Source organism: Mesorhizobium sp. BHscii, assembly GCF_053848065.1.
This window is the reverse complement of record NZ_JBSPKW010000016.1, coordinates 48308-69038: the sequence shown is the minus strand read 5'-3', so window position 1 is coordinate 69038 and position 20731 is coordinate 48308. Positions and strand designations below refer to the sequence as shown.

20 protein-coding genes and 1 tRNA gene are annotated in these 20731 nt (G+C 61.7%); 16 read left to right on the top strand and 5 right to left on the bottom strand.

Annotated elements, in window-relative coordinates:
* Positions 1 to 5: 5 nt before the first annotated feature.
* Positions 6 to 929 (bottom strand): alpha/beta fold hydrolase, encoded by a 924-nt coding sequence (locus ACWTU7_RS21380; RefSeq protein WP_455840129.1) that lies wholly within the window; start codon positions 927 to 929, stop codon positions 6 to 8.
* A 180-nt stretch (positions 930 to 1109) separates the two neighbouring features.
* Here ACWTU7_RS21380 and ACWTU7_RS21375 point away from each other — a divergent pair, with 180 nt between their 5' ends.
* A complete protein-coding gene (locus tag ACWTU7_RS21375; protein ID WP_455840184.1) occupies positions 1110 to 2084 on the top strand; it encodes a Tim44 domain-containing protein in 975 nt (324 codons plus the stop codon).
* A gap of 191 nt (positions 2085 to 2275) precedes the next feature.
* On the opposite strand, the gene ACWTU7_RS21370 is transcribed toward ACWTU7_RS21375, so the two are convergent.
* Entirely contained in the window at positions 2276 to 3055 is a 780-nt protein-coding gene (locus ACWTU7_RS21370) for a LysR substrate-binding domain-containing protein (protein WP_455840130.1), read from the bottom strand.
* A 225-nt stretch (positions 3056 to 3280) separates the two neighbouring features.
* Here ACWTU7_RS21370 and ACWTU7_RS21365 point away from each other — a divergent pair, with 225 nt between their 5' ends.
* From ACWTU7_RS21365 to ACWTU7_RS21340, 6 genes are read left to right on the top strand one after another with little or no spacing between them, the layout of a single operon-like run.
* Complete coding sequence (locus ACWTU7_RS21365; RefSeq protein ID WP_455846540.1) at positions 3281 to 4924, top strand: DNA methyltransferase; 1644 nt, start codon at positions 3281 to 3283, stop codon at positions 4922 to 4924.
* Complete coding sequence (locus tag ACWTU7_RS21360) at positions 4921 to 5514, top strand: hypothetical protein (RefSeq protein ID WP_455840132.1); 594 nt, start codon at positions 4921 to 4923, stop codon at positions 5512 to 5514. The genes ACWTU7_RS21365 and ACWTU7_RS21360 overlap by 4 nt, the downstream gene beginning before the upstream one ends.
* A complete protein-coding gene (locus tag ACWTU7_RS21355) occupies positions 5514 to 5894 on the top strand; it encodes a hypothetical protein (protein ID WP_455840133.1) in 381 nt (126 codons plus the stop codon). Before ACWTU7_RS21360 ends, ACWTU7_RS21355 begins: the two co-directional genes overlap by 1 nt.
* Positions 5891 to 6667, top strand: coding sequence for an ImmA/IrrE family metallo-endopeptidase (locus tag ACWTU7_RS21350; RefSeq protein ID WP_455840134.1), 777 nt, complete (start codon positions 5891 to 5893; stop codon positions 6665 to 6667). Before ACWTU7_RS21355 ends, ACWTU7_RS21350 begins: the two co-directional genes overlap by 4 nt.
* Positions 6668 to 6676: 9 nt before the next feature.
* Entirely contained in the window at positions 6677 to 7897 is a 1221-nt protein-coding gene (locus ACWTU7_RS21345; RefSeq protein WP_455840135.1) for a hypothetical protein, read from the top strand.
* Between the two features lie 11 nt (positions 7898 to 7908).
* Positions 7909 to 9807: an ATP-binding protein gene (locus ACWTU7_RS21340; RefSeq protein ID WP_455840136.1), complete on the top strand. Its 1899-nt coding sequence runs from the start codon at positions 7909 to 7911 to the stop codon at positions 9805 to 9807.
* A gap of 647 nt (positions 9808 to 10454) precedes the next feature.
* Here the strand turns inward: ACWTU7_RS21340 and ACWTU7_RS21335 are convergent.
* Positions 10455 to 10544 (bottom strand) — tRNA-Ser (locus tag ACWTU7_RS21335).
* A gap of 321 nt (positions 10545 to 10865) precedes the next feature.
* Between ACWTU7_RS21335 and ACWTU7_RS21330 the strand changes: the two genes are divergently transcribed.
* The 3 genes from ACWTU7_RS21330 (at position 10866) to ACWTU7_RS21320 (ending at position 12592) form a co-directional block, all read left to right on the top strand.
* Positions 10866 to 11519: a 50S ribosomal protein L21 gene (locus ACWTU7_RS21330; protein WP_455840137.1), complete on the top strand. Its 654-nt coding sequence runs from the start codon at positions 10866 to 10868 to the stop codon at positions 11517 to 11519.
* Between the two features lie 100 nt (positions 11520 to 11619).
* The gene (rpmA, locus tag ACWTU7_RS21325; protein WP_455840138.1) at positions 11620 to 11886 is read left to right on the top strand and encodes a 50S ribosomal protein L27; all 267 of its coding nucleotides are present in this window, start codon (positions 11620 to 11622) and stop codon (positions 11884 to 11886) included.
* Between the two features lie 118 nt (positions 11887 to 12004).
* A complete protein-coding gene (locus tag ACWTU7_RS21320; protein ID WP_065011195.1) occupies positions 12005 to 12592 on the top strand; it encodes a GNAT family N-acetyltransferase in 588 nt (195 codons plus the stop codon).
* A gap of 10 nt (positions 12593 to 12602) precedes the next feature.
* On the opposite strand, the gene ACWTU7_RS21315 is transcribed toward ACWTU7_RS21320, so the two are convergent.
* Positions 12603 to 13472, bottom strand: coding sequence for an endonuclease/exonuclease/phosphatase family protein (locus ACWTU7_RS21315; RefSeq protein WP_455840139.1), 870 nt, complete (start codon positions 13470 to 13472; stop codon positions 12603 to 12605).
* Between the two features lie 115 nt (positions 13473 to 13587).
* On the opposite strand from ACWTU7_RS21315, the gene obgE reads away from it, so the two are divergent.
* From obgE to ACWTU7_RS21290, 5 genes are all read left to right on the top strand, one after another.
* Positions 13588 to 14616, top strand: coding sequence for a GTPase ObgE (gene obgE, locus ACWTU7_RS21310; protein ID WP_455840140.1), 1029 nt, complete (start codon positions 13588 to 13590; stop codon positions 14614 to 14616).
* Positions 14617 to 14618: 2 nt separating this feature from the next.
* Positions 14619 to 15782 carry a glutamate 5-kinase gene (gene proB, locus ACWTU7_RS21305; RefSeq protein ID WP_455840141.1) on the top strand — a complete coding sequence of 388 codons (1164 nt, stop codon included), beginning with the start codon at positions 14619 to 14621 and terminating at the stop codon, positions 15780 to 15782.
* A 3-nt stretch (positions 15783 to 15785) separates the two neighbouring features.
* Positions 15786 to 17072 (top strand): glutamate-5-semialdehyde dehydrogenase, encoded by a 1287-nt coding sequence (locus tag ACWTU7_RS21300; RefSeq protein WP_455840142.1) that lies wholly within the window; start codon positions 15786 to 15788, stop codon positions 17070 to 17072.
* Between the two features lie 163 nt (positions 17073 to 17235).
* Positions 17236 to 17823 carry a nicotinate-nucleotide adenylyltransferase gene (locus ACWTU7_RS21295; protein ID WP_455840143.1) on the top strand — a complete coding sequence of 196 codons (588 nt, stop codon included), beginning with the start codon at positions 17236 to 17238 and terminating at the stop codon, positions 17821 to 17823.
* Positions 17824 to 17926: 103 nt separating this feature from the next.
* Complete coding sequence (locus tag ACWTU7_RS21290; RefSeq protein ID WP_455840144.1) at positions 17927 to 19222, top strand: MFS transporter; 1296 nt, start codon at positions 17927 to 17929, stop codon at positions 19220 to 19222.
* A 23-nt stretch (positions 19223 to 19245) separates the two neighbouring features.
* Here ACWTU7_RS21290 and ACWTU7_RS21285 read toward each other — a convergent pair whose 3' ends face one another.
* Complete coding sequence (locus ACWTU7_RS21285) at positions 19246 to 20100, bottom strand: mechanosensitive ion channel family protein (protein WP_455840145.1); 855 nt, start codon at positions 20098 to 20100, stop codon at positions 19246 to 19248.
* Between the two features lie 238 nt (positions 20101 to 20338).
* On the opposite strand from ACWTU7_RS21285, the gene rsfS reads away from it, so the two are divergent.
* The gene (gene rsfS / locus ACWTU7_RS21280) at positions 20339 to 20716 is read left to right on the top strand and encodes a ribosome silencing factor (RefSeq protein ID WP_023800052.1); all 378 of its coding nucleotides are present in this window, start codon (positions 20339 to 20341) and stop codon (positions 20714 to 20716) included.
* Positions 20717 to 20731 lie beyond the last annotated feature (15 nt).

Below are 20731 nucleotides of genomic sequence, written 5' to 3'. Positions count from 1 at the left end.
GACCTCTACAATACTCTGTTCGACGCGTCATTCCCCCTATTGTCCTCGAAGAACTTCGAGAGAGCCGCTCCGGTCTGGTGAGGGTGCTCTTCGGGAAAGAAGTGCCCGCCCGGAACAGGGCTTCCTTCAACCCTGTCGGCCCATTTTCTCCAAATAGCCAGCGGTCCGCCTTCCCTTGCATACCAGGTCTCAAGGCCGCCTTCGCTACTCCACAGTGCCAGTAGCGGGCACTCAATGCGACGACCATTTGCCTGGTCCGCCGCGTCATGCTCACGATCGATCGTGGCAGCGGCCCGATACTCTTCGCAAATCGCATGAATATGAACGGGATCGCGAAGCGCCTCGACATAGGCGTCCCTGACCTCCGTAGAGAACATTTCTGCCGGCGACCCCCACTGCACAATCGCATTGTCGACGATGGCATCCGGCGCGGCGCCTATCAGTCGCTCCGGCAGAGGCTCCGGTTGCGCAAGAAGGCTCCAGGGCCAGAAGCCGAGAGCCAGTCTGGCGTCCGCCCTATCCCACGCGGCGGCGGTGGGGATGACGTCGAGGACCGCGATCTTGGAGATTTCATCGGGGTGATCGAGCGCCAGGCGATAGGCGACCCGCCCGCCACGATCATGTCCAGCAACCATGAACTGCTTAAATCCCAGCTGTTTCATCACTTGAACCATGTCGCCGGCCATGGCGCGCTTGGCGTATGGGCTATGATCGGCAGAGGAGACCGGGCACCCGCTTTGCCCATAGCCTCGAAGATCGGCGGCGATCACCGTAAAGTCGGGCGCCAAGGCCACGGCGATATCCCTCCACATCAGATGCGTTTCGGGAAAACCATGAAGCAGCAGCAGCGGCGGACCGGTTCCGCCGACCCTTGCGAAAATGGTCGTGTCGTCCAGTTGCAAGCTGGTGGCTCTGAAACCTGCAAACACCGTTCGTCTCCTCGTTGTGCCTCAGGCGACAACGCGCAAGGTGGCAGAAGGATCACGGTCGGCTGCCGTGTCTGGAGTCGAGGCGGCCCCGGAATTCTGAATATCGAAGGTGGGCCCACTGATATTTCGATCGGCGCACCCCATATGAGCGCGAAGAGTATCGCCTAGGGATTTGCCATGATGATTTCGCGTTCGAGCCGGTTTGCAGTTTTGTTTGCAGGACTGTTCCTGGCATTGTCCATGGTCACGGCCGATTACGCTGAGGCGCGGCGTGGCGGCAGCTTCGGCAGCCGCGGCACGCGCACGTTCCAGTCGGTCCCGCCGACCAGGACGGCGCCACAGCCGGCCGCGCCGGTGGAGCGCTCGATGACGCCCGCAACGAACAATGCGGCCCGCCAGTCACAGGCACCCCAACGACCAGGGATCTTCAGCGGCCTCGGCGGTTCGATGATGCGCGGCCTGCTGCTCGGTGGTCTGATCGGACTTCTTTTGGGCCAAGGGTTCGGCGGCTTGGCCGGCATGTTGGGCCTGCTGCTTCAAGGGCTGCTGATCGGCGGCGCGATCATGTTGGCCATCCGCTTTTTCCGGTCGCAATCGGCACGCAACCAAGCGCCCGCCATGGCCGGCGTTCCGCGCAGCATGGGGAACTTTGGGCGAAACGCGGCAGCTCAGCCCGAGTCGGACAACGTCTCATCTTTCCCCATTCCAGGCATCGGATCCGGATTTGGCCGGACGGCGCAAGCCTCCGATAAAATTACAATGACGCAGGCCGACCTCGATATATTCCAGCAGCGGTTGACGGAGGTTCAGGAAGCATTCGGGCGCGAAGATCATGCTGGTTTGCGCCGGCTGGCAACCCCCGAGATGGTGTCGTACCTGTCCGAAGAACTTGCCGACAATGCCAAAAAGGGCATCAGGAATGATGCCTCGAATGTCAGCCTGTTGGAGGCCGACATTGCGGAGAGCTGGCGGGAAGATGATCGCGACTACGCGACGGCTGCCTTGCGCTACGAGTCTCACGACGTGATGCGCGATCGCGCCAGCGGCAAGATCGTCGCGGGCGAAGCCGATCGACCCACGGAAACAACCGAACTGTGGACCTTCACGCGCCAGAACGGTGGCGACTGGAAGCTCGCAGCAATACAGCAACCCTGACTGATGGATTAGATCTGACAGCGAGATCTGACAGCGCGGATCTGCACGCGAATTGGCGCCGGTTGCAACCGGCTGTTGCACTCGGGCTTTCGCCAAAAAGCAGGACAGGACTGGGTTTCGACGCAGCCTCGGCCGTTCACGTCCTCTTGCCAGCCGTGATGTAAAGACGGTTGTCGTCGTCCTTCGTTGCGTTACTCGCGATGGCGCAGCGCATCGACCAGGGCCACGAAAGAAAATGAGGACTGCCGGCGGCTCGGATAATAGAGATGGTAGCCATCCCAATATGGCGACCAACCTTCCAGTATCCGGGCCAGCCGACCTTTCGCGATGTGAGGAAGGGCAATTTCTTCCGGAACATACCCGAGGCCGCGGCCGGCCAGCGCAGCGTCCAGGACATGAAAGATGTTATTGAAGACGAGCTGCCCATCGACGCGAATTTTGATCTCGCGGCCGTTCTCCTCGAACTCCGATACATAAAGAGCCCGGACGTTGGAAAACGGTAGTTGATGCAATCGTGCTGCACGAGATCCTGCGGCGTCTCCGGCTCGGGATGCTCGGCAAAGTAGGACTTGGCGCCGACGACCGCGAACCGGAAATCCGGCCCGATGCGAGCGGGAGATCATGTCTTTCGCAAGCTGCTCGCCCATGCGGACCCCGGCGTCATAGCGCTCTGTCACGATGTCGGTGAGGCCGTTGTCGAGCAGGAGTTCGACCTTGATGTCGGGATATTTCGGGAGAAAGCGTTTCAGCTTGGGCCAAAGGATGCTGCTGATTGCATAGTCAGGCGCTGAGAGCCGGATGGTTCCGGCGGGCTTTTCTCTCAATTCGTTCAATGCATCGACCTCGACTTCGATCTGGTCAAAGTGAGGCCCAATCCGCTCCAAAAGCTCTGCCGCGTTGATTTGGAGGCTTACGCTCCCGCCACCTTCGGCGAGGTGATTGTAACGTCCGTCAACGCGCCATCCGACCACGCGGAAGTCACCGCAGAGCACAGCCCCGGCATGCGCCGCCGGGGCTCTGCCCGATCTAGTCACACCTAAAAGTGAGGGCGAGTTCCCCCCCCCAAAGTTGGACCCTCACCGCCGTTCAACGACCCGCTTGAAAATTGCTTTAAAGCCCCAAACGATTAAGTAGACGCCAGTTCTGCGCGACGACCGCGAGGCGCATGGCGGCGCAATCGCAGTCAGCAAGGGAACATGGCAGCAGTCAGATGCGCTGGCCAAGCGATCAAAGCTGAGGGCTCAGAAAGAACGGTGGCCTGCGCGCCACAAGAGCTTCATTGCGGCGGCCGCCGCGATAAGACATGCACACGAAATTCGCTTCTACGTCGGCTGAAACGCGCCGCCCTGCGGATTTGGCGGCTGCCGACGCGCCTGCCAAGGGCACTCGTTAGAGAAGTATTTGGCCTTTTCTCAACTACGAGTTACCAGTTCCAATTGGGTCGCCTAAGGTGCGGCCCTTACTTTGCTGGGGGGATCATGCGCAGATTGGAGACCGATGCTGAAGTGTCAGCGTGGGCGATCGTTGATGAACTGACTATTGCGCCTCCTCTGCTCCCTCAGACTATCGGGCCATCCCACGATGGCGATCTCAGCGCGGCAGAGAGGTCACTTGCGGCGGTGGTCGCAACCAAGGGTGTAGCGACAAGAGGTCGGCGCCCGTTTCCTCATCCTTTCCCGGCCCGAATGCCGCTCGAAGTAGCGAGGGCAGCCGTAACACAGTTCAGCAAGCCCGGAGACACAATTCTGGACCCCATGTGTGGCTCAGGCGTGGTTGCAAGGGCCGCACAGCTTGAGGGCCGGAAGGCCATCGCTCGCGACGTTGATCCGCTCGCGATCTATCTTTCACGGGGACTGTGCGCTGCGGCGCCTCCGAGAGAATTTCTGGCATTCTCAGATGAGGTTCTCGCTCGGGCCCATGTGCTCGCCGAAGGCACGGGCTACCTTGCTAAAAAGCTCTCCACCTTACCCGCAGAGGACCAGGCATTCGTTTGCTATTGGTTCAAGGAGCGTGCGGCGACAGAGTTGTTTGCCCTTGCCGAAGCACTCGACGATCTGCCTCCCTCCCCCATGCTTCTCTTCGCGGCTGTCACGTTTTCTGCATGCATCATCTCACGTGAGGGTGGCGCTTCCATGGCAATGGACCTCTCACGCTCTCGACCACACCGGGTGCCTACGAGAGCCCCGAAGCCACCGTTCGAACTTTGGGTTCGGAACAGCGCGAACGTTGCAAAATACCTTGAAAGCGTGAGCGAACAGAAATTCTCGGCAAACATATGCCTGGGAGATGCAAGGGACCTGGATCTGGGCGATGAGAGCGTTGATGCCGTGATAACGTCGCCGCCTTATGTCAACGCAATCGATTACTTACGGACCTCCAAGTTCACCCTTATTTTCTTCGGTCATGAACTCATTGATTTGCGAGCAATTCGATCGGCTTCCGTCGGGACTGAACGGGGCTTGGCGATCGGAGAATTGCCGGACAAGTTGGAGCTAATGGTTGATGCCGGCGTATCCGATGAGAGGCGAAAACCCTTGTTACGCCGGTATGTGCATGACATGCTTTCTGTTCTTCAAGAGATGGCCAGGGTACTCCGACCGGGGGGCCAAGCGCTCTTCGTGGTCGGGCCCTCCATTCTTAGCCGGCGCGAATACGATGGGGCACGAGTTCTTACCGAGATTGCTCGCGTCGCAGGTCTAGAAACCTTGGGCCATGATCGGCGCGATCTAAGTTCGACAAACCGGTCGCTCCCGCCGCCGAATAGAAACCAACGCGTTGCCAGCATCCACAAACGGATGACTTGCGAACTGTATGTCGCCCTTCGCAAGGCTGGCAAATGACCGACCGGGCCGAGCAACTTATCCGGGCGCACGAGCGACTTCTCGCAAATGAACCGACCGCTTCGGCTGATCTATTTCGGATCGCTCAACGCCCTCTTGCCGCGACGGTATACCGGCAGCATCGAGCCATGGGTATTACGTGGGAAGATGCGATCGATCTTGCGACCGACGCAATTGTGGAGCACGTGAGAAATCCGTCTCGCTACGACGTCAAGCTGTCCGGCCTGGCGACCTATCTGGCAATGATCGCGAAAGGGGACGCCCGCAACTTGGCGGTGTCGCGAGCCAACTCGAAAAAAAAACATATCCGCTTTGTCGAACTGACCGTTGTAGACCGGAATGATCATGTTGAGGGCAGCCTAGCCCGGCTTGATGCGGAGCGGATTATGAGAGAGCACGGGCACGAGATAATCCGCGACGATGGGGACGAAGCGGTGTTGCGCCTTTTCCTGTCTGGAGAAGACGCCACTGAGGAATATGCCCGAGCGCTCGGCCTCGATAAACTAGACGAGAGCGAGCAAGGGCGTTGCGTTAAGCAACGACGCGATAAGATTGAGAAGCGCTTGCAGCGGCTTGGATTGAAGCTCTAATGGTTTGGGCAGCAGATACTAGTGGGCTGCGGCGGGCAGTCGACCGATTACAACATGATGACGACTATATTGCGTCTGCCTATCAGGACTGGGCGGGCTCGCGTGTTGACCTAACCGTGATTGCCGAGAAGCTAGTGGCAACCGTGGACGCCGTCATTCAGGCGGGCCTGTGTCGCCGCCCATGGTCATCGAAACCAAGCTTCATGAGCGATGTTGCCAAGATCGCCAGCCACTCAGGGTTGGAATTTGACACACTGCTGGCGTTCCTGCGGGAGGCGGAAGCCCTGAGAGCTTTCCGAGCCGGCCTCTCAACAAACGGCCTGCTTGCCGCTGCTCGCGATCGGAAGCAAGAAGACGTTCCGGGTTCGGATCGCGGATGATCTTCGATCCCCGACCAGAAGCCGCCGCATTTTGGCGCCGCGTTGGCGAGGCCGAGCCATTTCCCAGACAGTTGAGGAGAGCCGCAACACGAACACTCTCTCTTGCCGTAATCCATCTGCCTCGCCTGAGTGTCCGTGAGGCCCAAGACTGGCTTTCGCGTCATGGAGTAGAGGACGCCTTTCCAGCGGCAGACCGCGACCTCCGTGGATGTTTAGTGGCACACGGGGGGCACGGATTTATCTTCCTCGACGGAGCCATGGACCCGGACGAAGAGCGGGTGACGCTTGCGCATGAGGTCGCTCATTTCCTCCGACACTATGAGCGCCCCCGCCTTATGGCGGTTCGAAAGCTGGGGCCGGAGGTGACTGCAGCTTTAGACGGAAATCGACCATTAGCGGCCTCGGAACGCGTAGCTGGCATCCTCCGCGACGTGCCCTTGGGTCCGTACCGCCATGCTCTCGGCAGGGATGAAGTTGGAAGGCCCGATGAATACACCCTGACGCTAGAGGCGGAGGCCGACCTCCTTGGTTACGAGCTGTTGGCGCCTAGCCGACGTATCGCGAGTTCGTCCGCGCCGGGCCAGGACTGTCGAGAGCTCTTAGAGTTGGCCTACGGCTTCCCGCCAGAAAGCGCCTTGGCGTGGGCGCGCTGGATCGATGCTCGTCGGACCACCGATCGGTTTCTTGATCGTCTACAACTCGCCGCCAAAAAAATTGAACTGCCTGTCGAAACAAGCGGGTTGTGCCGGAAGAACGCTAGCAAACGTCCTTAAGGAACCCCGATGTCGGATTTGAACCCAAACAATTTGTCTGACGACGGCCTCGAACCCGTCGGCGAGATCGCAGTCGAGCCGGCCGAGTACAAGGCAATAACGGGTGAAAGCCTGGGTGATACGCTCGATATCAATACCTGGCAATCGGGGGTCCGGGCGATCCAGGCATTCGACCGCCTGGAGCAAGAGATTGAACAAGCGGAGCAGTTGAGCGGTGGCCTGCGGAAGTCGATCCGCGAAAACATCTTCCCGCATATCCGTTCTCCTGGCGCACCTCTATGTGCCGGTGTCTTTCGCGCCACCCTCGCCGACGTAAAGGCGGCCCAAAACAACGTGCTTTTTAATGGGCTTGTCGAGGCGTGCGACGCAAATAGCCACCTCTTTCATACATTGTCGATCCAAATCATCCAGATCGCCGTCGCGACAACCTCCTACTACGGTCAAGAGGAAATGTGGGCGCACCGGATTTACCGGCGCGACATCCCGTTAAAGGGAGGACCATCCGTGTTGGATGAGACCCTTGAAATCCTGCGCCGCCGATCCGGTGGACCCGAAAACAACGGCGGGCGTCGCAAGATTACTGACATGATGCGGCGGGGCGTCATGACTTACATGGAAAGAGTGGTTCTGGCTGATAAGGCCCAAGCCCCGTGGCGCGTCGGTCACGGAAACCCCCTGGCCTATGAGCTCTTGAGCGGCGCGGGCATCGCCGAATTGATCCAGAAGTCCATTCCCGTCCTCGATCGACTGATCCTTCAACATAAGCGCTTCCTTTTCATCCCTAGCACAACGAAGAAAGAACACTTCCTTACGATAGGCGACGCGCTCGATCCCCTTGAATACGCAATCATCGACGACGCCACCGCGGACCTAGATCGCATTCTCGAAGGCAACTATCGCGGCGAATGGAAGTCGGTCGCTGACAATGAGCTAACACCATTCTGTCGAGAGGCGGGACCAGCGGTGGTCGCCGGCGTCTACCGCGCCTCGGCCATGGCACCTGCGCGGATGTTCTACGCGCACAGAGACTATGCACACGAGGCGGCGCACATCGCTATGGCCGATAGCGTCCTTCAAGAACATCGCGGCTTCCCGATGTTGATCGATATGGCGGATGGGATCTGCGGCACGTACTTCGGGGCTGAGACCCTGAACCGGCCAAGCCTTACAGCGCTGAGCAACGCCGGGCAGCCCTACCGGTATTTGGACGAGCGCACGACTAGAGCATGATCGGAGTGAACATGTTGAACGAACAAAATAACACTGCGAAGCCTGAGCCAACCATTGCGCCATCGCCAGCAGAGGCGCGCAACTCGTTGGCGCGCGACGCTGAAGCAAACGGTGGGGCCTACGAAGAGCCCGCTGAATACCAAGGCTCGATCGGCCGCACGACTTTCGACGATAGGTCGAGTTCTGATGGCACGGTCACGGTGGTGCTGCCGCCGGAGAACGTTGACGTTGTCCCGTCGCAAAGTTTGTTGAAAATTCGCAGCATCGCAGATCAGCGCGAATACATTGCCACCGTGACGGCTGGTCCGTTTTGCGAGCCAGATGGCCTGCGCGCCGACGCTCCTGCCCTGATCGCGTCTGTCGTAAATCGGGCCATGATTATGCCCCGCCACCATGGTCGGGTACAGGCAACCATCATCGGCCAACGGGTGGGGAGCGGGCTAACAGCAGCGCGACATCGCCCAAAACCGAACTCGCCAGTGCATTCGGTTCCCGATGCTGAGATGGCGGACATTCTCAGCCTGAACGGCAACATTCGCCTCGGTCTCGTCTACGGGCACGACACTGTTGAAGTAAAAGTCCCGAGCCACGAGAAGTCGGTCCTGCCTCGTCACACTGCCGTCGTCGGCACCACGGGCGGCGGTAAGAGTACAGGCGTTGGACGCTATACCGCAGGCCTCCAGGAAAATGGCGTGTGCACATTTTTGTTCGACGTAGAAGGGGAATACGCGAAGCTCAATGAGCCCACGGACAGTCCGCATCTCTTGGCTGCATTGGCGGAACGCGGTCTAAAGGCCCATGGTGTCGAGAATACCCATCTATACCATTTGGTGGGACGTGACTGCGCAAACCCTGGTCACCCGAACCGGACGGCCTTTTCGCTGCGGTTGTCTGAGATTTCTCCTTTTGCGTTTACCGAGATCATGGATCTCAGTCAGGCCCAGGAGGACCGGCTACTAAAAGTCTACGAGATCGCCAAAGGTCTGATGCGCGATCTAAAGATTTTTCCACGTGAGGGGGAGAAGCGCGACCAAGAACTTGTGCTCGAAATCGACGAGTTCGAGCGCGGCTGGCCTTTCATGACGCTTTATCACCTTGGGTATCTCGTTAGCGGTATCATCGGGCTGGCAGAAGGGCAAAACGACGAGCCGGTCTATCGTGCACGGGGTTTCACAGGTAACTGGGCGCAGATCAAGCGAACTATTATGGCACAGATCGGCGGCGTCCACGACGATGAGGATGACGACAAGAAAGGCCGCAAGGGCGGGCCAAAATTTGGGGACACTCGAAGCTGGAAGGTAGTTGCCAGCAGGCTGAGCCGGCTCCGCCGACTAGGCGTGTTTGATAACGGGAACGCCTCGCCGCTGCGATACGCCGACATGCTCGCTCCTGGACGAGTGAACGTCATCGATCTCTCAGACTTGGAGAACATGGACGTTCGTAACTTGGCCATCGCTGAAATCCTTCGCGGAATTTTGATCTTCCAGCAAGAGGCCTACGACAAGGCAACCGCCGCTGGGGAAAAGCCGCTCGCGACGAACGTCATCATTGAGGAGGCGCACGAGTTCCTTTCCGCGAAGCGCGTGACGAAAATGCCGACGCTACGCGATCAACTCGTACGCATCGCCAAGCGTGGTCGGAAGCGCCATCTCGGATTAACCTTCGTTACGCAGTCGCCGAACGATCTGCCAGATGAGGTACTTGGTCTCGTGAACAACTGGCTCATCTACAAGATCGACGATCCGATAGCTCGTCGCCTTCGCAGTTTTGTTCCGAATGCGGATGAAAGCCTATGGCATATGGTGCGCAGCCTTGGCCAAGGTCAGGCATTGGCGAGCTTCACCCATATGCGACGACCAGTGATTGCCGCGATGGACCCGTCTCCAGGTATGCTACGGATGACGGACTAGGAAACCACTGTGGCGCCTCGTCTGCCTGACCTGTCAGAAAGTTCGAAAATAGCGCCGCTTTGTTCGTGCGGCATATATGGGCTTCCCAGCGCGCGGCGGGGCAGGCCGGGGGGCGGGGTCGGGCTGGCCGCGACGCTACTGAATGTTGGCGGCACGACGTAGGTGGAGTAACAACCATGACTGACGACCCAATCCGAACATGCGCGATCTTATGGCCGCAGTCGCATATGTGCTCATGCATTGGGGATGGCTAGAGGAAGAGTTCGTGGGCGCATTAAGGCGATCGAGCCAGATCGCCTGTTGTCTAAGGGATCAATATGGGCGCACTGGCGCGCAATTGAGCCAGAGGTCTGGCTGCGGGTCCGGAGCAACATCGAGACGCTGGTTGATATCAGGAATTGCCTTGCGCACGGGCTATGCGGCGCAAAGGCGGACCCGCGTAGCGGCCGCGAACCACATGTCGTTTGCCGAACGGCGACTGGCAAGCTAGCGATCAAAATGTCCGAATTGGAGAGCGTGGCTGACGCGCTTCACCTAGCAAGGAATAGCGTGCGCGACACTCCCTACTGACGCGCTGGTGGGAAAACTGGTGGGAAGGATGTGCCGCAGAAGTAAGAACCGCAGAAAGCTGGGCTTTTCGGGGCTTATGGCGGAGAGGGAGGGATTCGAACCCCCGATGGGCTTGCACCCATGCCGCATTTCGAGTGCGGTGCATTCGACCACTCTGCCACCTCTCCGCGGTCATGGTCCGCCGTTGCCGGCGCGGCGCACTAGATAACGGCTGGGCGAACAGGTTACAAGGGCCAATCTGCCCGGCGAACCGGCTTCTTGTCAGGCTGCCGCCCGGCTCTCTGTGTTGCCGCGCGCTTGGCCCGAACGTTCGGCTGCTCGCTGGCCGCTTGCCTTGACTTGCGGCCAACCTTCGGTTAGGGACAGCGCGCAATCGGCGTGGAGGGTTCTTCCGCGCCGCTTGCTTTTTGAACCCGCAGACTGACAAAAAGACGGCCGAACCGCCTGACGCGGTTCATCAAGGCCGACCGAACAGCGAAAGGCAAAAAATGTTCGCAGTCATCAAAACGGGCGGCAAGCAGTATCGCGTCGCCGCCAACGATCTCCTGAAGATCGAAAAAGTCGAAGGCCAGGTCGGCGATATCGTCGAGATCGGCCACGTGCTCGCGCATGGCGAGGGCGAGAATGTCACGTTCGGCGCGCCGTTCGTCGACGGCGCCTTGGTCACCGCCGAGGTCGTCGAACAGGGCAAGAACCGCACGGTCATCGCCTTCAAGAAGCGCCGTCGGCAGAATTCGCGCCGCAAGATAGGCCATCGCCAGCTTTTGACCACCGTGCGGATCGCCGAGATCCTGCTGGATGGTGCCAAGCCGACGAAGAAGGCTGCGGCCAAGACCGAGGCAAAGGCTGCTCCGAAGAAGGAAGCCAAGGCAGAGGCTGCGCCGAAGGAAACCGAAGCCAAGGCAAGCGAAACCGCGGCTCCGCTGTTCAAGGCGCCGAAAGGCGAGCCGGACGATCTGACCGTGATCAAGGGCATCGGCCCGGTTGCTGCCGGCCAGTTGAACGAGCAGGGCATCACGACCTTCGCCCAGCTCGCCAAGCTGTCCGACAAGGATGTCGCCAGGATCGATGAGCATATGCCGTTCAGCACCGACCAGATCACGGACTGGCGCGAGCAGGCCAAGGAATTGGCGAAGAAGTAAAGCGAGCCGGCGCAATCGTCGCCGGATCGGACTTGAAACGGAACGCGAACGCGTTCATAAGACCTTTTAAGCGCCCTTGCGGCGCATCGGAGTTAGTTAGATGGCACACAAGAAAGCTGGCGGTTCGTCGCGCAATGGTCGCGACTCCCATTCCAAGCGGCTCGGCGTGAAGAAGTTCGGCGGCGAAGCCGTGATTCCGGGCAACATCATCATTCGTCAGCGCGGCACGACGTGGCATCCCGGCACCAATGTCGGCATTGGCACGGATCACACGCTGTTTGCGCTCGAAGCTGGCGCAGTCACCTTCAACAAAAAAGCCAATGGCCGAACCTACGTATCGGTGAACCCGATGAAGGCCGCGGAGTAGCCGGTTCCGTACGAGAACACCGGCACCCATCTCGGGAACCGGTGTCTGGCCAAGCCAGGAAATGGATCAGGGGAGATGGGTTTCCATCTCCCCTTTTTCTTGTGCCTGGAGGACTGACATGGTTGCCGAAGCGGAAGACACAGACGGTGAAAGTTACGCGATAGATTGCCCGGTCCTGGTGACCGAGCGGCTGGTCCTGCGGGCGCCGCGCGAAAGCGATATCGAGCAACTGGTGGTGCTCGCCGACAACCGCCACGTCGCCGAAATGCTGGCCCGCATGCCCCACCCCTATGGCGAGGCCGAGGCACGCGCCTTCCTGGCGATGACGGCATCGCGCCGGGCCGGGATTGCCTATGCCTTAACGCTGGCCGGTACCGAAACCTTCGTCGGCTGCGCCGGCCTCAACACCACTGATCGCGGGCTGGAGCTCGGCTACTGGATCGGCGAGCCCTACTGGAAGCGCGGCTATGCGACGGAGGCCGCACATGCGCTCGTCGACCTCGCCTTTCAGAAGACGGCGATTCAGGTGCTGCATGCCTCGACGCGGGTCATCAATCCGGCCTCACGCCGGGTCATCCACAAATGCGGCTTCCAATATGCCGGCCAAGGCATGCTGAACTCGATCGTCGCCGGCCAGGTGCCGGTCGAGCGCTACCGCCTCGATCGCAGGACCTGGACGAGCCTGCGAAACTGGGTGCATTTCTGATGGACGCCGGTCAGGCCATCTCGACCCAGACCGGCAGGTGGTCCGAGCCGACCGCTTGCCGGTCGACCCAAAGGCGCTTCAGCGATTTGGCGAGCGAGGCGCTGGTGAAGACATAGTCGATGCGCTTGTAGCGGCTGGCGTCGTCAGGTCGCTTGGGGTCGATCCAGGAGACGAGATCGGCGCCTGCGGCGGCAAGGCGCAGGGCCACATCTACGGCAAGGTCGGCGGTCATGGGTATGCCGAATTCGTGATCCAGGCGGCCGGCGAGTTCGACATATTCCGGCGATCCGGCCAGCATGTTGAAGTCGCCCATGACGACGAAGGCTTCGGGACAGGGCAGGTCCGGCAGGCCGACCTCGGCAAGCCCCGACAGCGCGCCCCCCTCGATCGCATAGTTCAACAGGCGCTGGCGCAGAAACCGGATCTGGCTGGCGCGTTCGACCGGGCTGCGATGGTCGAGATGCGTGGAATAGAAGCGGATGAAACCAAGCGGCGTCTCGATCAGCGCCTCCAGCGCGCCGCGCTGGAAATTCATCACTTCCAAACTGCGGCTGCGCGGCAAGAGGAGATTGCGCGACAGATGAACGGGCGTTTTCGACAGCACCATGTTGCCGAGCTGAAAGGTGGTGGTGATGGCGCGGCCGTTTTCCAGGCGCGAGCCGACATTGGCCTCGAAATTGCTGCCATAGACGGCGAAGTATTCGGGCAGCGCCTCGCCGAGCTCGGCCACCATGTCGCGGCCGCCATTGTTGGGGTTGTTGCGCGAGACCTCCTGCAGCGCGATCACGTCGGCGCCGCGCACGGCATCGGCGATGCGGCCGACATCGTAGCGGCCGTCGAGGCCGACGCCGTAGTGAATGTTGTAGGTTACGAGCTTCATTGCGACTCCGGCCATGTTCATAAACAGCCTCGCCCTTCGCCCCGCCTTGGTTTAGAGCAGTGCCGAACGTTTTAGAGCAATGCCGCAAGGCCCCTAGCAGAAACTCAGCAATCCGATGAAATTTCTCGATCAAGCCAAGGTCTACATCCGCTCCGGCGACGGCGGCGCCGGCTCGGTGTCGTTCCGGCGCGAAAAATTCATCGAGTTCGGCGGTCCCGACGGCGGCGACGGCGGCCGCGGTGGCGATGTCTGGGTGGAGGCGGTCGATGGGCTGAACACGCTGATCGATTATCGCTATCAGCAGCATTTCAAAGCCAAGACCGGTACGCACGGGATGGGCCGTAACATGACCGGCGCCAAAGGTGCCGACGTCACGCTGAAAGTGCCGGCGGGAACGCAGATCTTTGCCGAGGACAACGAGACGCTGATTTGCGACCTGACCGTGGTCGGCCAACGCTTCCTGCTTGCCAAGGGCGGCAATGGCGGCTTCGGCAACCAGCATTTCAAGACCTCGACCAACCAGGCGCCGCGCCGCGCCAATCCCGGCCAGCCGGGCGAAGAGCTCAACATCTGGCTCAGGCTCAAGCTGATCGCCGACGCCGGCCTGGTTGGCCTTCCCAATGCCGGCAAGTCGACCTTCCTGGCCGCCGTCACCGCGGCTAAGCCGAAGATTGCCGATTATCCCTTCACTACGTTGCATCCTGGCCTCGGTGTGGCCCGCATCGATGGGCGCGAGTTCGTCATCGCCGACGTTCCCGGCCTGATCGAAGGTGCGCATGAGGGCGTCGGCATCGGCGACCGTTTCCTCGGACATGTCGAACGCACGCGCGTTCTTCTGCACCTCGTCTCCGCGCAGGAAGAAAATCCGGGGAAGGCCTACAAGACCGTGCGCACCGAACTCGAAGCCTATGGCCATGGGCTGTTCGAGAAGGTCGAGATCGTAGCACTTTCCCAGGTCGACACGCTCGATGCCGACGCACGCAAGAAGAAGGCTGCTTCGCTGAAACGCGCCGCCGGCCGTGCGCCGATGCTTTTGTCCGCAGTCACCGGCGAAGGCGTCGAAGCCGTTCTGCGAGCGCTGATGGCGGTTGTGGCCGAGGCTCGCGAAGCTGTCGCCACTCCGGTCGAGACGCGCTGGAGATAGCGATGGCCGCGCAGTCGCTGAGAAAATACCGGCGCATCACCGTCAAGATCGGCTCGGCGCTGCTTGTCGACCGCACGACCGGCCTGAAGCGCGACTGGCTGGCCTCGCTTGCCGACGACATCGCCGTGCTGGCCGAAGGTGGCGCCGAGATCCTTGTCGTGTCGTCCGGCGCCATCGCGCTTGGCCGCACCATTTTAGGCCTCGGCAAGCGGGCGCTGAAGCTCGAGGAGAGCCAGGCGGCGGCGGCCGTCGGGCAGATCGCGCTGGCCGGCGCCTGGTCGGATGCACTTGGCAAGGGCGGCCTGAAGTCGGGCCAGATCCTGCTGACGCTCGGCGACACCGAAGAGCGCCGCCGCTATCTCAATGCGCGGGCGACGATCTCGACGCTGCTCAAGATGAAGGCGGTGCCGGTCATCAACGAGAACGACACGGTGGCGACCTCCGAAATCCGCTATGGCGACAATGACCGGCTGGCGGCGCGCGTCGCCACCATGATGGGCGCCGATCTCTTGGTGCTGCTCTCCGACATTGACGGGCTCTACACCGCGCCGCCGGCGCGCGACCCGCAAGCCCGGTTCATTCCGGTCGTTGACCGCATCACCCCCGAGATCGAGGCAATGGCAGGTGCGGCCGCTTCTGAGCTTTCGCGCGGCGGCATGCGCACCAAGCTCGACGCCGGCAAGATTGCCACCGCCGCCGGCACCGCCATGATCATCACATCAGGTACGCGGTTGTCGTCGCTGCTGGCGATCGAGCGTGGCGAGCGGGCGACGTTCTTCCGGCCAAGCGCCAATCCGGTCAAAGGCTACAAGACGTGGATCGCCGGGCAGCTCGAACCGGCTGGCCGGCTGACCGTCGATGCCGGCGCCATCGGTGCGCTGCTGTCGGGCAAGTCGCTGTTGCCGGCCGGCGTCAAACTGGTCAGCGGTAATTTCTCGCGCGGCGACACGGTGGCGATCCTGTCGCCCGAAGGCCGCGAGATAGCGCGCGGACTGGTTGCCTATGACGCCGCCGATGCCGTAAGGATCGCAGGGTTGAAGACGGCCGAGATCGAAACGGTGCTTGGCTACGAAGCGCGCTCAGCGATGATCCACCGCGACGACCTTGTGGTGAACCATTCGGGTGACCAAGTAGGGGCCGGTGAGCAAGTAACCAGCGGAGGATGAGCCATGCTGAAGCTGCATGAGAAATCCCGGGACGACACAGCCGCGCTGATGGCCGAGATCGGCCGCCGCGCGCGGGCCGCCGCCCGACCGCTGGCCGTCGCCTCGGCCGAGCGCAAGCACGCCGCTTTGATCGCCATGACGCAGGCGATCCTTCGCCGCGAGCGCGACATTCTCGATGCCAATGCCATCGACATCAGGAATGGCGGGGAGTCCGGGCTGTCGGCGGCGTTAATGGACCGGCTGAAGCTCGACCCGGCGCGGATCCGCACCATGGCCGCCGGGATCCGCGAAATCGCCGAATTGCGCGATCCGGTCGGCGATGTCATTGCCGAATGGGACCGGCCGAACGGCCTGCATATCGAGCGCGTGCGCACGCCGCTCGGCGTGGTCGGCGTTATCTACGAGAGCCGGCCGAACGTGACGGCCGATGCCGGCGCGCTGTGCCTGAAGGCCGGAAATCCGGTGATCCTGCGCGGCGGCTCGGATTCGCTCAACTCCTCGGCGGCTATCCATGCCTGCCTGGTCGAAGGGCTGAAGGCGGCCAAGCTGCCGGAGGATGCCATCCAGCTGGTGCCGACCGCTGACCGCGCCGCCGTCGGCGAGATGCTGAGGGGTCTTGGCGGTGCGCTCGACGTGATCATTCCGCGCGGCGGCCGCAGCCTGGTCGAGCGCGTGCAGCACGAGGCGCGGGTGCCGGTCTTTGCCCATCTCGAAGGCATCTGCCATCTCTATATCGACCGCTCGGCCAAGCTCGACATGGCGGTCAGGATCGCGGTCAACGCCAAGATGCGGCGCACCGGCGTCTGCGGCGCTGCCGAAACACTGCTGGTCGACCGCGCCGTCGCCTCCACCCATCTGGTGCCTATCCTCGACGCGTTGCGCGCGGCAGGGTGCGAAATCCATGCCGACGCCGAGGTGCTGAAAGTTTTTGCTGACGCCAAACCGGCTAGCGACGCCGACTGGGTGACCGAATATCTCGATGCTATCATCGCGGTAAAACTGGTCGACGGCGTTGTCGGCGCGATCGAGCATATCGAGACGTTCTCCTCGCACCATACCGAGGCGATCATCGCCGAGGATGCGAACGCCGTCGAACGGTTCTTCAGCGAGATCGATTCGGCGATCCTTCTGCACAACGCCTCGACGCAATTCGCCGATGGCGGCGAATTCGGCATGGGCGCCGAGATCGGCATCGCCACCGGCAAGATGCACGCGCGCGGCCCGGTCGGTGTCGAGCAACTGACCTCGTTCAAATACCGCGTGCGCGGGACCGGACAGGTGAGGCCTTGAGCACTGATCTTACCCTCCCCGTTGTGGGGAGGGTGGCGAGCATTGCGAGCCGGGAGGGGGTACGACGCTGAACACTGCAACACCCCCACCCCGCTCCGCTTCGCGGATCGACCCTCCCCACAGGGGGGAGGGCAAGGAGCTCGTTCCCTCCCACTATCTGAAGATGCCGCATGCCGAAAAGGGCCTGGCCGTCGGGCTGTTCGGCGGCTCGTTCAATCCTGCCCATGCCGGCCATGCACTGGTCGCCGAGATCGCGCTCAGACGTCTGGCGCTCGATCAGCTGTGGTGGATGGTGACGCCGGGCAATCCGCTCAAGAGCGCGCGGGAATTGGCGCCGCTGGCCGAGCGGCTGCGCCGGTCCGAGCAGATCGCCCGGAACCCGAAGGTCAAGGTCACCGCCTTCGAAGCGACCCATTATGTCCGCTTCACCGCCGACACGCTGGCCCTGGTCAAGGCGCGCAACCCGGGCGTCGACTTCGTCTGGATCATGGGCGCCGATTCGCTTCGCGATTTCCACCGCTGGCAGCGCTGGCGCCAGATCGTGATGACGTTTCCGATCGCGGTTGTCGACCGCCCTGGCGCGACGCTGTCGTTCCTGTCGTCGGTCATCGCCAAGACCTTCGATTACGCGCGTGTCGACGAGGGTGACGCGCCGCGGCTCGCCCGCATGAAGGCGCCGGCCTGGACCTTTATTCACGGCCCGCGCTCGTCGCTGTCGTCGACTGCGATCCGCAAAATGGGGCAGGACTGAGCCTGCACGCACTGCGTTCTCCCGCAAGAAGGGGAGAAGGCAAGTCCGGCCATGTCGCATTTGCGGCTGCTTTTCGCCGATCCGTAGGCGATCCTGCGCGGGCATGGCGATTCTCGAGCGAAACCAGACCAGACGCGACCCGGCGCAGGGCAGCCCGCCAGCCCCGGCGATCGCCATTGCCAGCGTCGTCCTGTCGATGGCGCTGGTTGCGGTCGGCAACGGACTGATGTTCGCCTATATTCCGGTCCGGCTCGGCGCCGAGGGCTTCGATCCGACCTGGGCCGGGCTGATCGTCACCGGCCTTTCGGCCGGCGGCCTGGCAGGCTGCATCTTGACCGGTCCGCTGGTGCGGCGCGTCGGCCATGCTCGCGCGTTCATGGTGCTGTCGGCGCTGATCGTGCTGTCTAACGCCGCCGTCGGGGCCGGGCCGCACCCGCTGTCGTGGATCGCGGCACGCGCGCTCTATGGCTTTGCCATATGCGGCCTGTTCATCGTCGCGCAAAGCTGGCTGAACGACGTCGTCGGCAACGCCATACGCGGCAGGGTCATGGCCTTCTTCTACGTCGCCTATGTCGCCGGGCTCGGCGTCGGCTATTCGACACTGGCGCTGATCGATATAAGGGCTGCGGACGCGCCCTTGATCGGCATCGCCTTCACCGCGCTGTCGATCCTCCCCGTTGGGCTGACGCGGCTCGCCCAGCCACCGCCGCCGCAGGCGGCGTCGGTCGCGCTTGGCCGGGCCTGGCGGATTTCGCCGGTGGGCGTCGCCGGCATGCTTGCCGTCGGCGGCCTGTCGATGACGATTTCGGGCTTCGCGCCGATCCATGCCACGGCCAAGGGCTACAGCCAGGCAGATGTGGCACTGCTTTTGTCGGCGATGCCTGTCGGCACATTGATCCTGCAGATCCCGCTCGGATGGATTTCCGACCGCACCGATAGGCGATTTGTGCTGGTCGCCGCTTCGGCGCTTGCCATGGTGGCGGGCCTGTTCGCCCTCGGCTTCGATGGTGGTGCGCTCGCGGCGCTGGTCGTCATCTATGTCGTCTGGGCCGGCGCGTCGGAATCGATCTATTCGCTGGCCAGCGCACATGCCGCCGACCGCGCCGGCAAGGACGACCTGGTGGCGCTGTCCAGTTCGCTTCTTTTTGCGTGGTCGCTGTCCGGCTTCATCGTGCCCGGCATCGTGACCGGGCTTTCCGCCATCTATGGAACGCAGGCTTTCATCTATGTGGCCATCGTCATTGCCACTGGTTTTTGCCTGTTCGTGCTGTGGCGTGTGGTGGCGATGTCACCTGTCCCCGCCGCCGAAACCGGCAATTTCGCGCCGATGACGGCGCAGGCACCGCTGCCGGTAGACCTCGCTTTCCCATCCGAAGAACAGCGTCGCGCGGACAAGTAGACCTACGCCGGCAATTGATCATATCACTGTCTGGTGGTGGCTTCCTGCCGTGGCGCTTCCGGTGGTGGCGCGGGTATAGAAACGCCTTCGCTGTCGAAAGCCTGCTTGGCGCGTTTGGTGAGATCGATCTGGGTGGCGAAGAAATCCGCAGCCGAGGTCCAGTAACGCAAGGTGATGGCGACGTTGCTGTCGCCGACGGTCGCTACAAAGGCAATCGGCGCCGGCTCCCGCCTGACGCGTCGGTCGGCGGCGGCGACGCCGAGCATGGTCTTTTGAGCGAAATCGATGTCGTTCCAGGAGCCGATGGTCAGCGTGATGTCGCCACGTCGGGCACCGTTGCGGGTATAGTTGCGGACAGGCTGGTTCCACAGGGTCGAATTGGGGGCAAGGATGTAGACGCCGTCGACGGTTCTCAACGTGGTGGCGAACAGGCCGATTTCCTCGATGGTTCCGGCGATGGCGCCGACCTCGACATATTCGCCGATGCGGAATGGCCGCAACGCCAGCAGCATGATGCCGGCGGCAATGTTCTGCAGCGTGCCCTGCAGCGCCAGGCCGATGGCCAGGCCGATGGCACCAATGGCGGCAATGATCGAGGTCGTCTGGACGCCGAACTGGCCGAGCACCATGACGACGACGAGGATCAGTATGGCGTAACGGACGATCCTCGAGAAGAAGTGGCGCAGCGTCGTGTCGAAGCCATGGATATGGCCGAGGCCGGAATAGATCGAGCGCTGGGCAAGACCGGCGACGGTATAGCCGAGGACCAGCAGGATGACGGCGCCGATGGCCGAGAAGGCGTACGAGACGATCAGCGCGCTGACCTGCGCAAGGCCGGACTGCACGGTGAGGAGAGCGTTCTGAGGGTCGATAGGCATGAGGGGATCCGGTTGGTCAATGCGCCGATAACCCAGGCCAGGCACAAGAGTTCCGTTTTTTCTTCAACTACGGAACCGGAAGAACGGTTCTTCGTTGGCTACAGCAGGGCTGCCGTCTTGAAACTGCAACGCAACTCTGCCTATCTAAGGGGTGTCACCTGCTTTGAAGGGTGATTTGGTTGTTCTTGCTGCGAAAGGAAATACACTGAGAACAGCACTGTGGAAGAAGGCCGACATCGTGCCTTCGCCGGCCGGGATCAGCGTAAACGACGCCGTGTCCCGCGCCATCAAGACAGTCCTTGCCAGTCTGGAAGACTCCAAGGCCGAAAACATCGTCTCAATCGACATTCAGGGAAAATCGAGCCTCGGTGACTATATGGTCATCGCGTCCGGCCGATCGCACCGTCATGTCTCGGCTGTCGCCGATCATCTCCTCAAGGCGCTCAAGGATGCCGGGCTCGGCACGGCGCGCGTCGAGGGACTGGCCGGCGCCGACTGGGTCCTGATCGATTCGGGCGACATCATCGTCCATGTCTTCCGTCCCGAAGTCCGCGACTTCTATAATCTCGAAAAGATGTGGCAAGCGCCGGACCTCGAGGAAGAGACCCTCCACTGAGCCGAATTTGATTGA

What these genes read in the sequence shown, in the direction of transcription:
- ACWTU7_RS21375 (WP_455840184.1), top strand. Translation starts at nt 1,110, where the DNA reads ATGATTTCGCGTTCGAGCCGGTTTGCAGTTTTGTTTGCAGGACTGTTC.
- ACWTU7_RS21365 (WP_455846540.1), top strand. Translation starts at nt 3,281, where the DNA reads ATGGCAGCAGTCAGATGCGCTGGCCAAGCGATCAAAGCTGAGGGCTCA.
- ACWTU7_RS21360 (WP_455840132.1), top strand. Translation starts at nt 4,921, where the DNA reads ATGACCGACCGGGCCGAGCAACTTATCCGGGCGCACGAGCGACTTCTC.
- ACWTU7_RS21355 (WP_455840133.1), top strand. Translation starts at nt 5,514, where the DNA reads ATGGTTTGGGCAGCAGATACTAGTGGGCTGCGGCGGGCAGTCGACCGA.
- ACWTU7_RS21350 (WP_455840134.1), top strand. Translation starts at nt 5,891, where the DNA reads ATGATCTTCGATCCCCGACCAGAAGCCGCCGCATTTTGGCGCCGCGTT.
- ACWTU7_RS21345 (WP_455840135.1), top strand. Translation starts at nt 6,677, where the DNA reads ATGTCGGATTTGAACCCAAACAATTTGTCTGACGACGGCCTCGAACCC.
- ACWTU7_RS21340 (WP_455840136.1), top strand. Translation starts at nt 7,909, where the DNA reads ATGTTGAACGAACAAAATAACACTGCGAAGCCTGAGCCAACCATTGCG.
- ACWTU7_RS21330 (WP_455840137.1), top strand. Translation starts at nt 10,866, where the DNA reads ATGTTCGCAGTCATCAAAACGGGCGGCAAGCAGTATCGCGTCGCCGCC.
- rpmA (WP_455840138.1), top strand. Translation starts at nt 11,620, where the DNA reads ATGGCACACAAGAAAGCTGGCGGTTCGTCGCGCAATGGTCGCGACTCC.
- ACWTU7_RS21320 (WP_065011195.1), top strand. Translation starts at nt 12,005, where the DNA reads ATGGTTGCCGAAGCGGAAGACACAGACGGTGAAAGTTACGCGATAGAT.
- ACWTU7_RS21315 (WP_455840139.1), bottom strand. Translation starts at nt 13,472, where the DNA reads ATGAAGCTCGTAACCTACAACATTCACTACGGCGTCGGCCTCGACGGC.
- obgE (WP_455840140.1), top strand. Translation starts at nt 13,588, where the DNA reads ATGAAATTTCTCGATCAAGCCAAGGTCTACATCCGCTCCGGCGACGGC.
- proB (WP_455840141.1), top strand. Translation starts at nt 14,619, where the DNA reads ATGGCCGCGCAGTCGCTGAGAAAATACCGGCGCATCACCGTCAAGATC.
- ACWTU7_RS21300 (WP_455840142.1), top strand. Translation starts at nt 15,786, where the DNA reads ATGCTGAAGCTGCATGAGAAATCCCGGGACGACACAGCCGCGCTGATG.
- ACWTU7_RS21295 (WP_455840143.1), top strand. Translation starts at nt 17,236, where the DNA reads ATGCCGCATGCCGAAAAGGGCCTGGCCGTCGGGCTGTTCGGCGGCTCG.
- ACWTU7_RS21290 (WP_455840144.1), top strand. Translation starts at nt 17,927, where the DNA reads ATGGCGATTCTCGAGCGAAACCAGACCAGACGCGACCCGGCGCAGGGC.
- ACWTU7_RS21285 (WP_455840145.1), bottom strand. Translation starts at nt 20,100, where the DNA reads ATGCCTATCGACCCTCAGAACGCTCTCCTCACCGTGCAGTCCGGCCTT.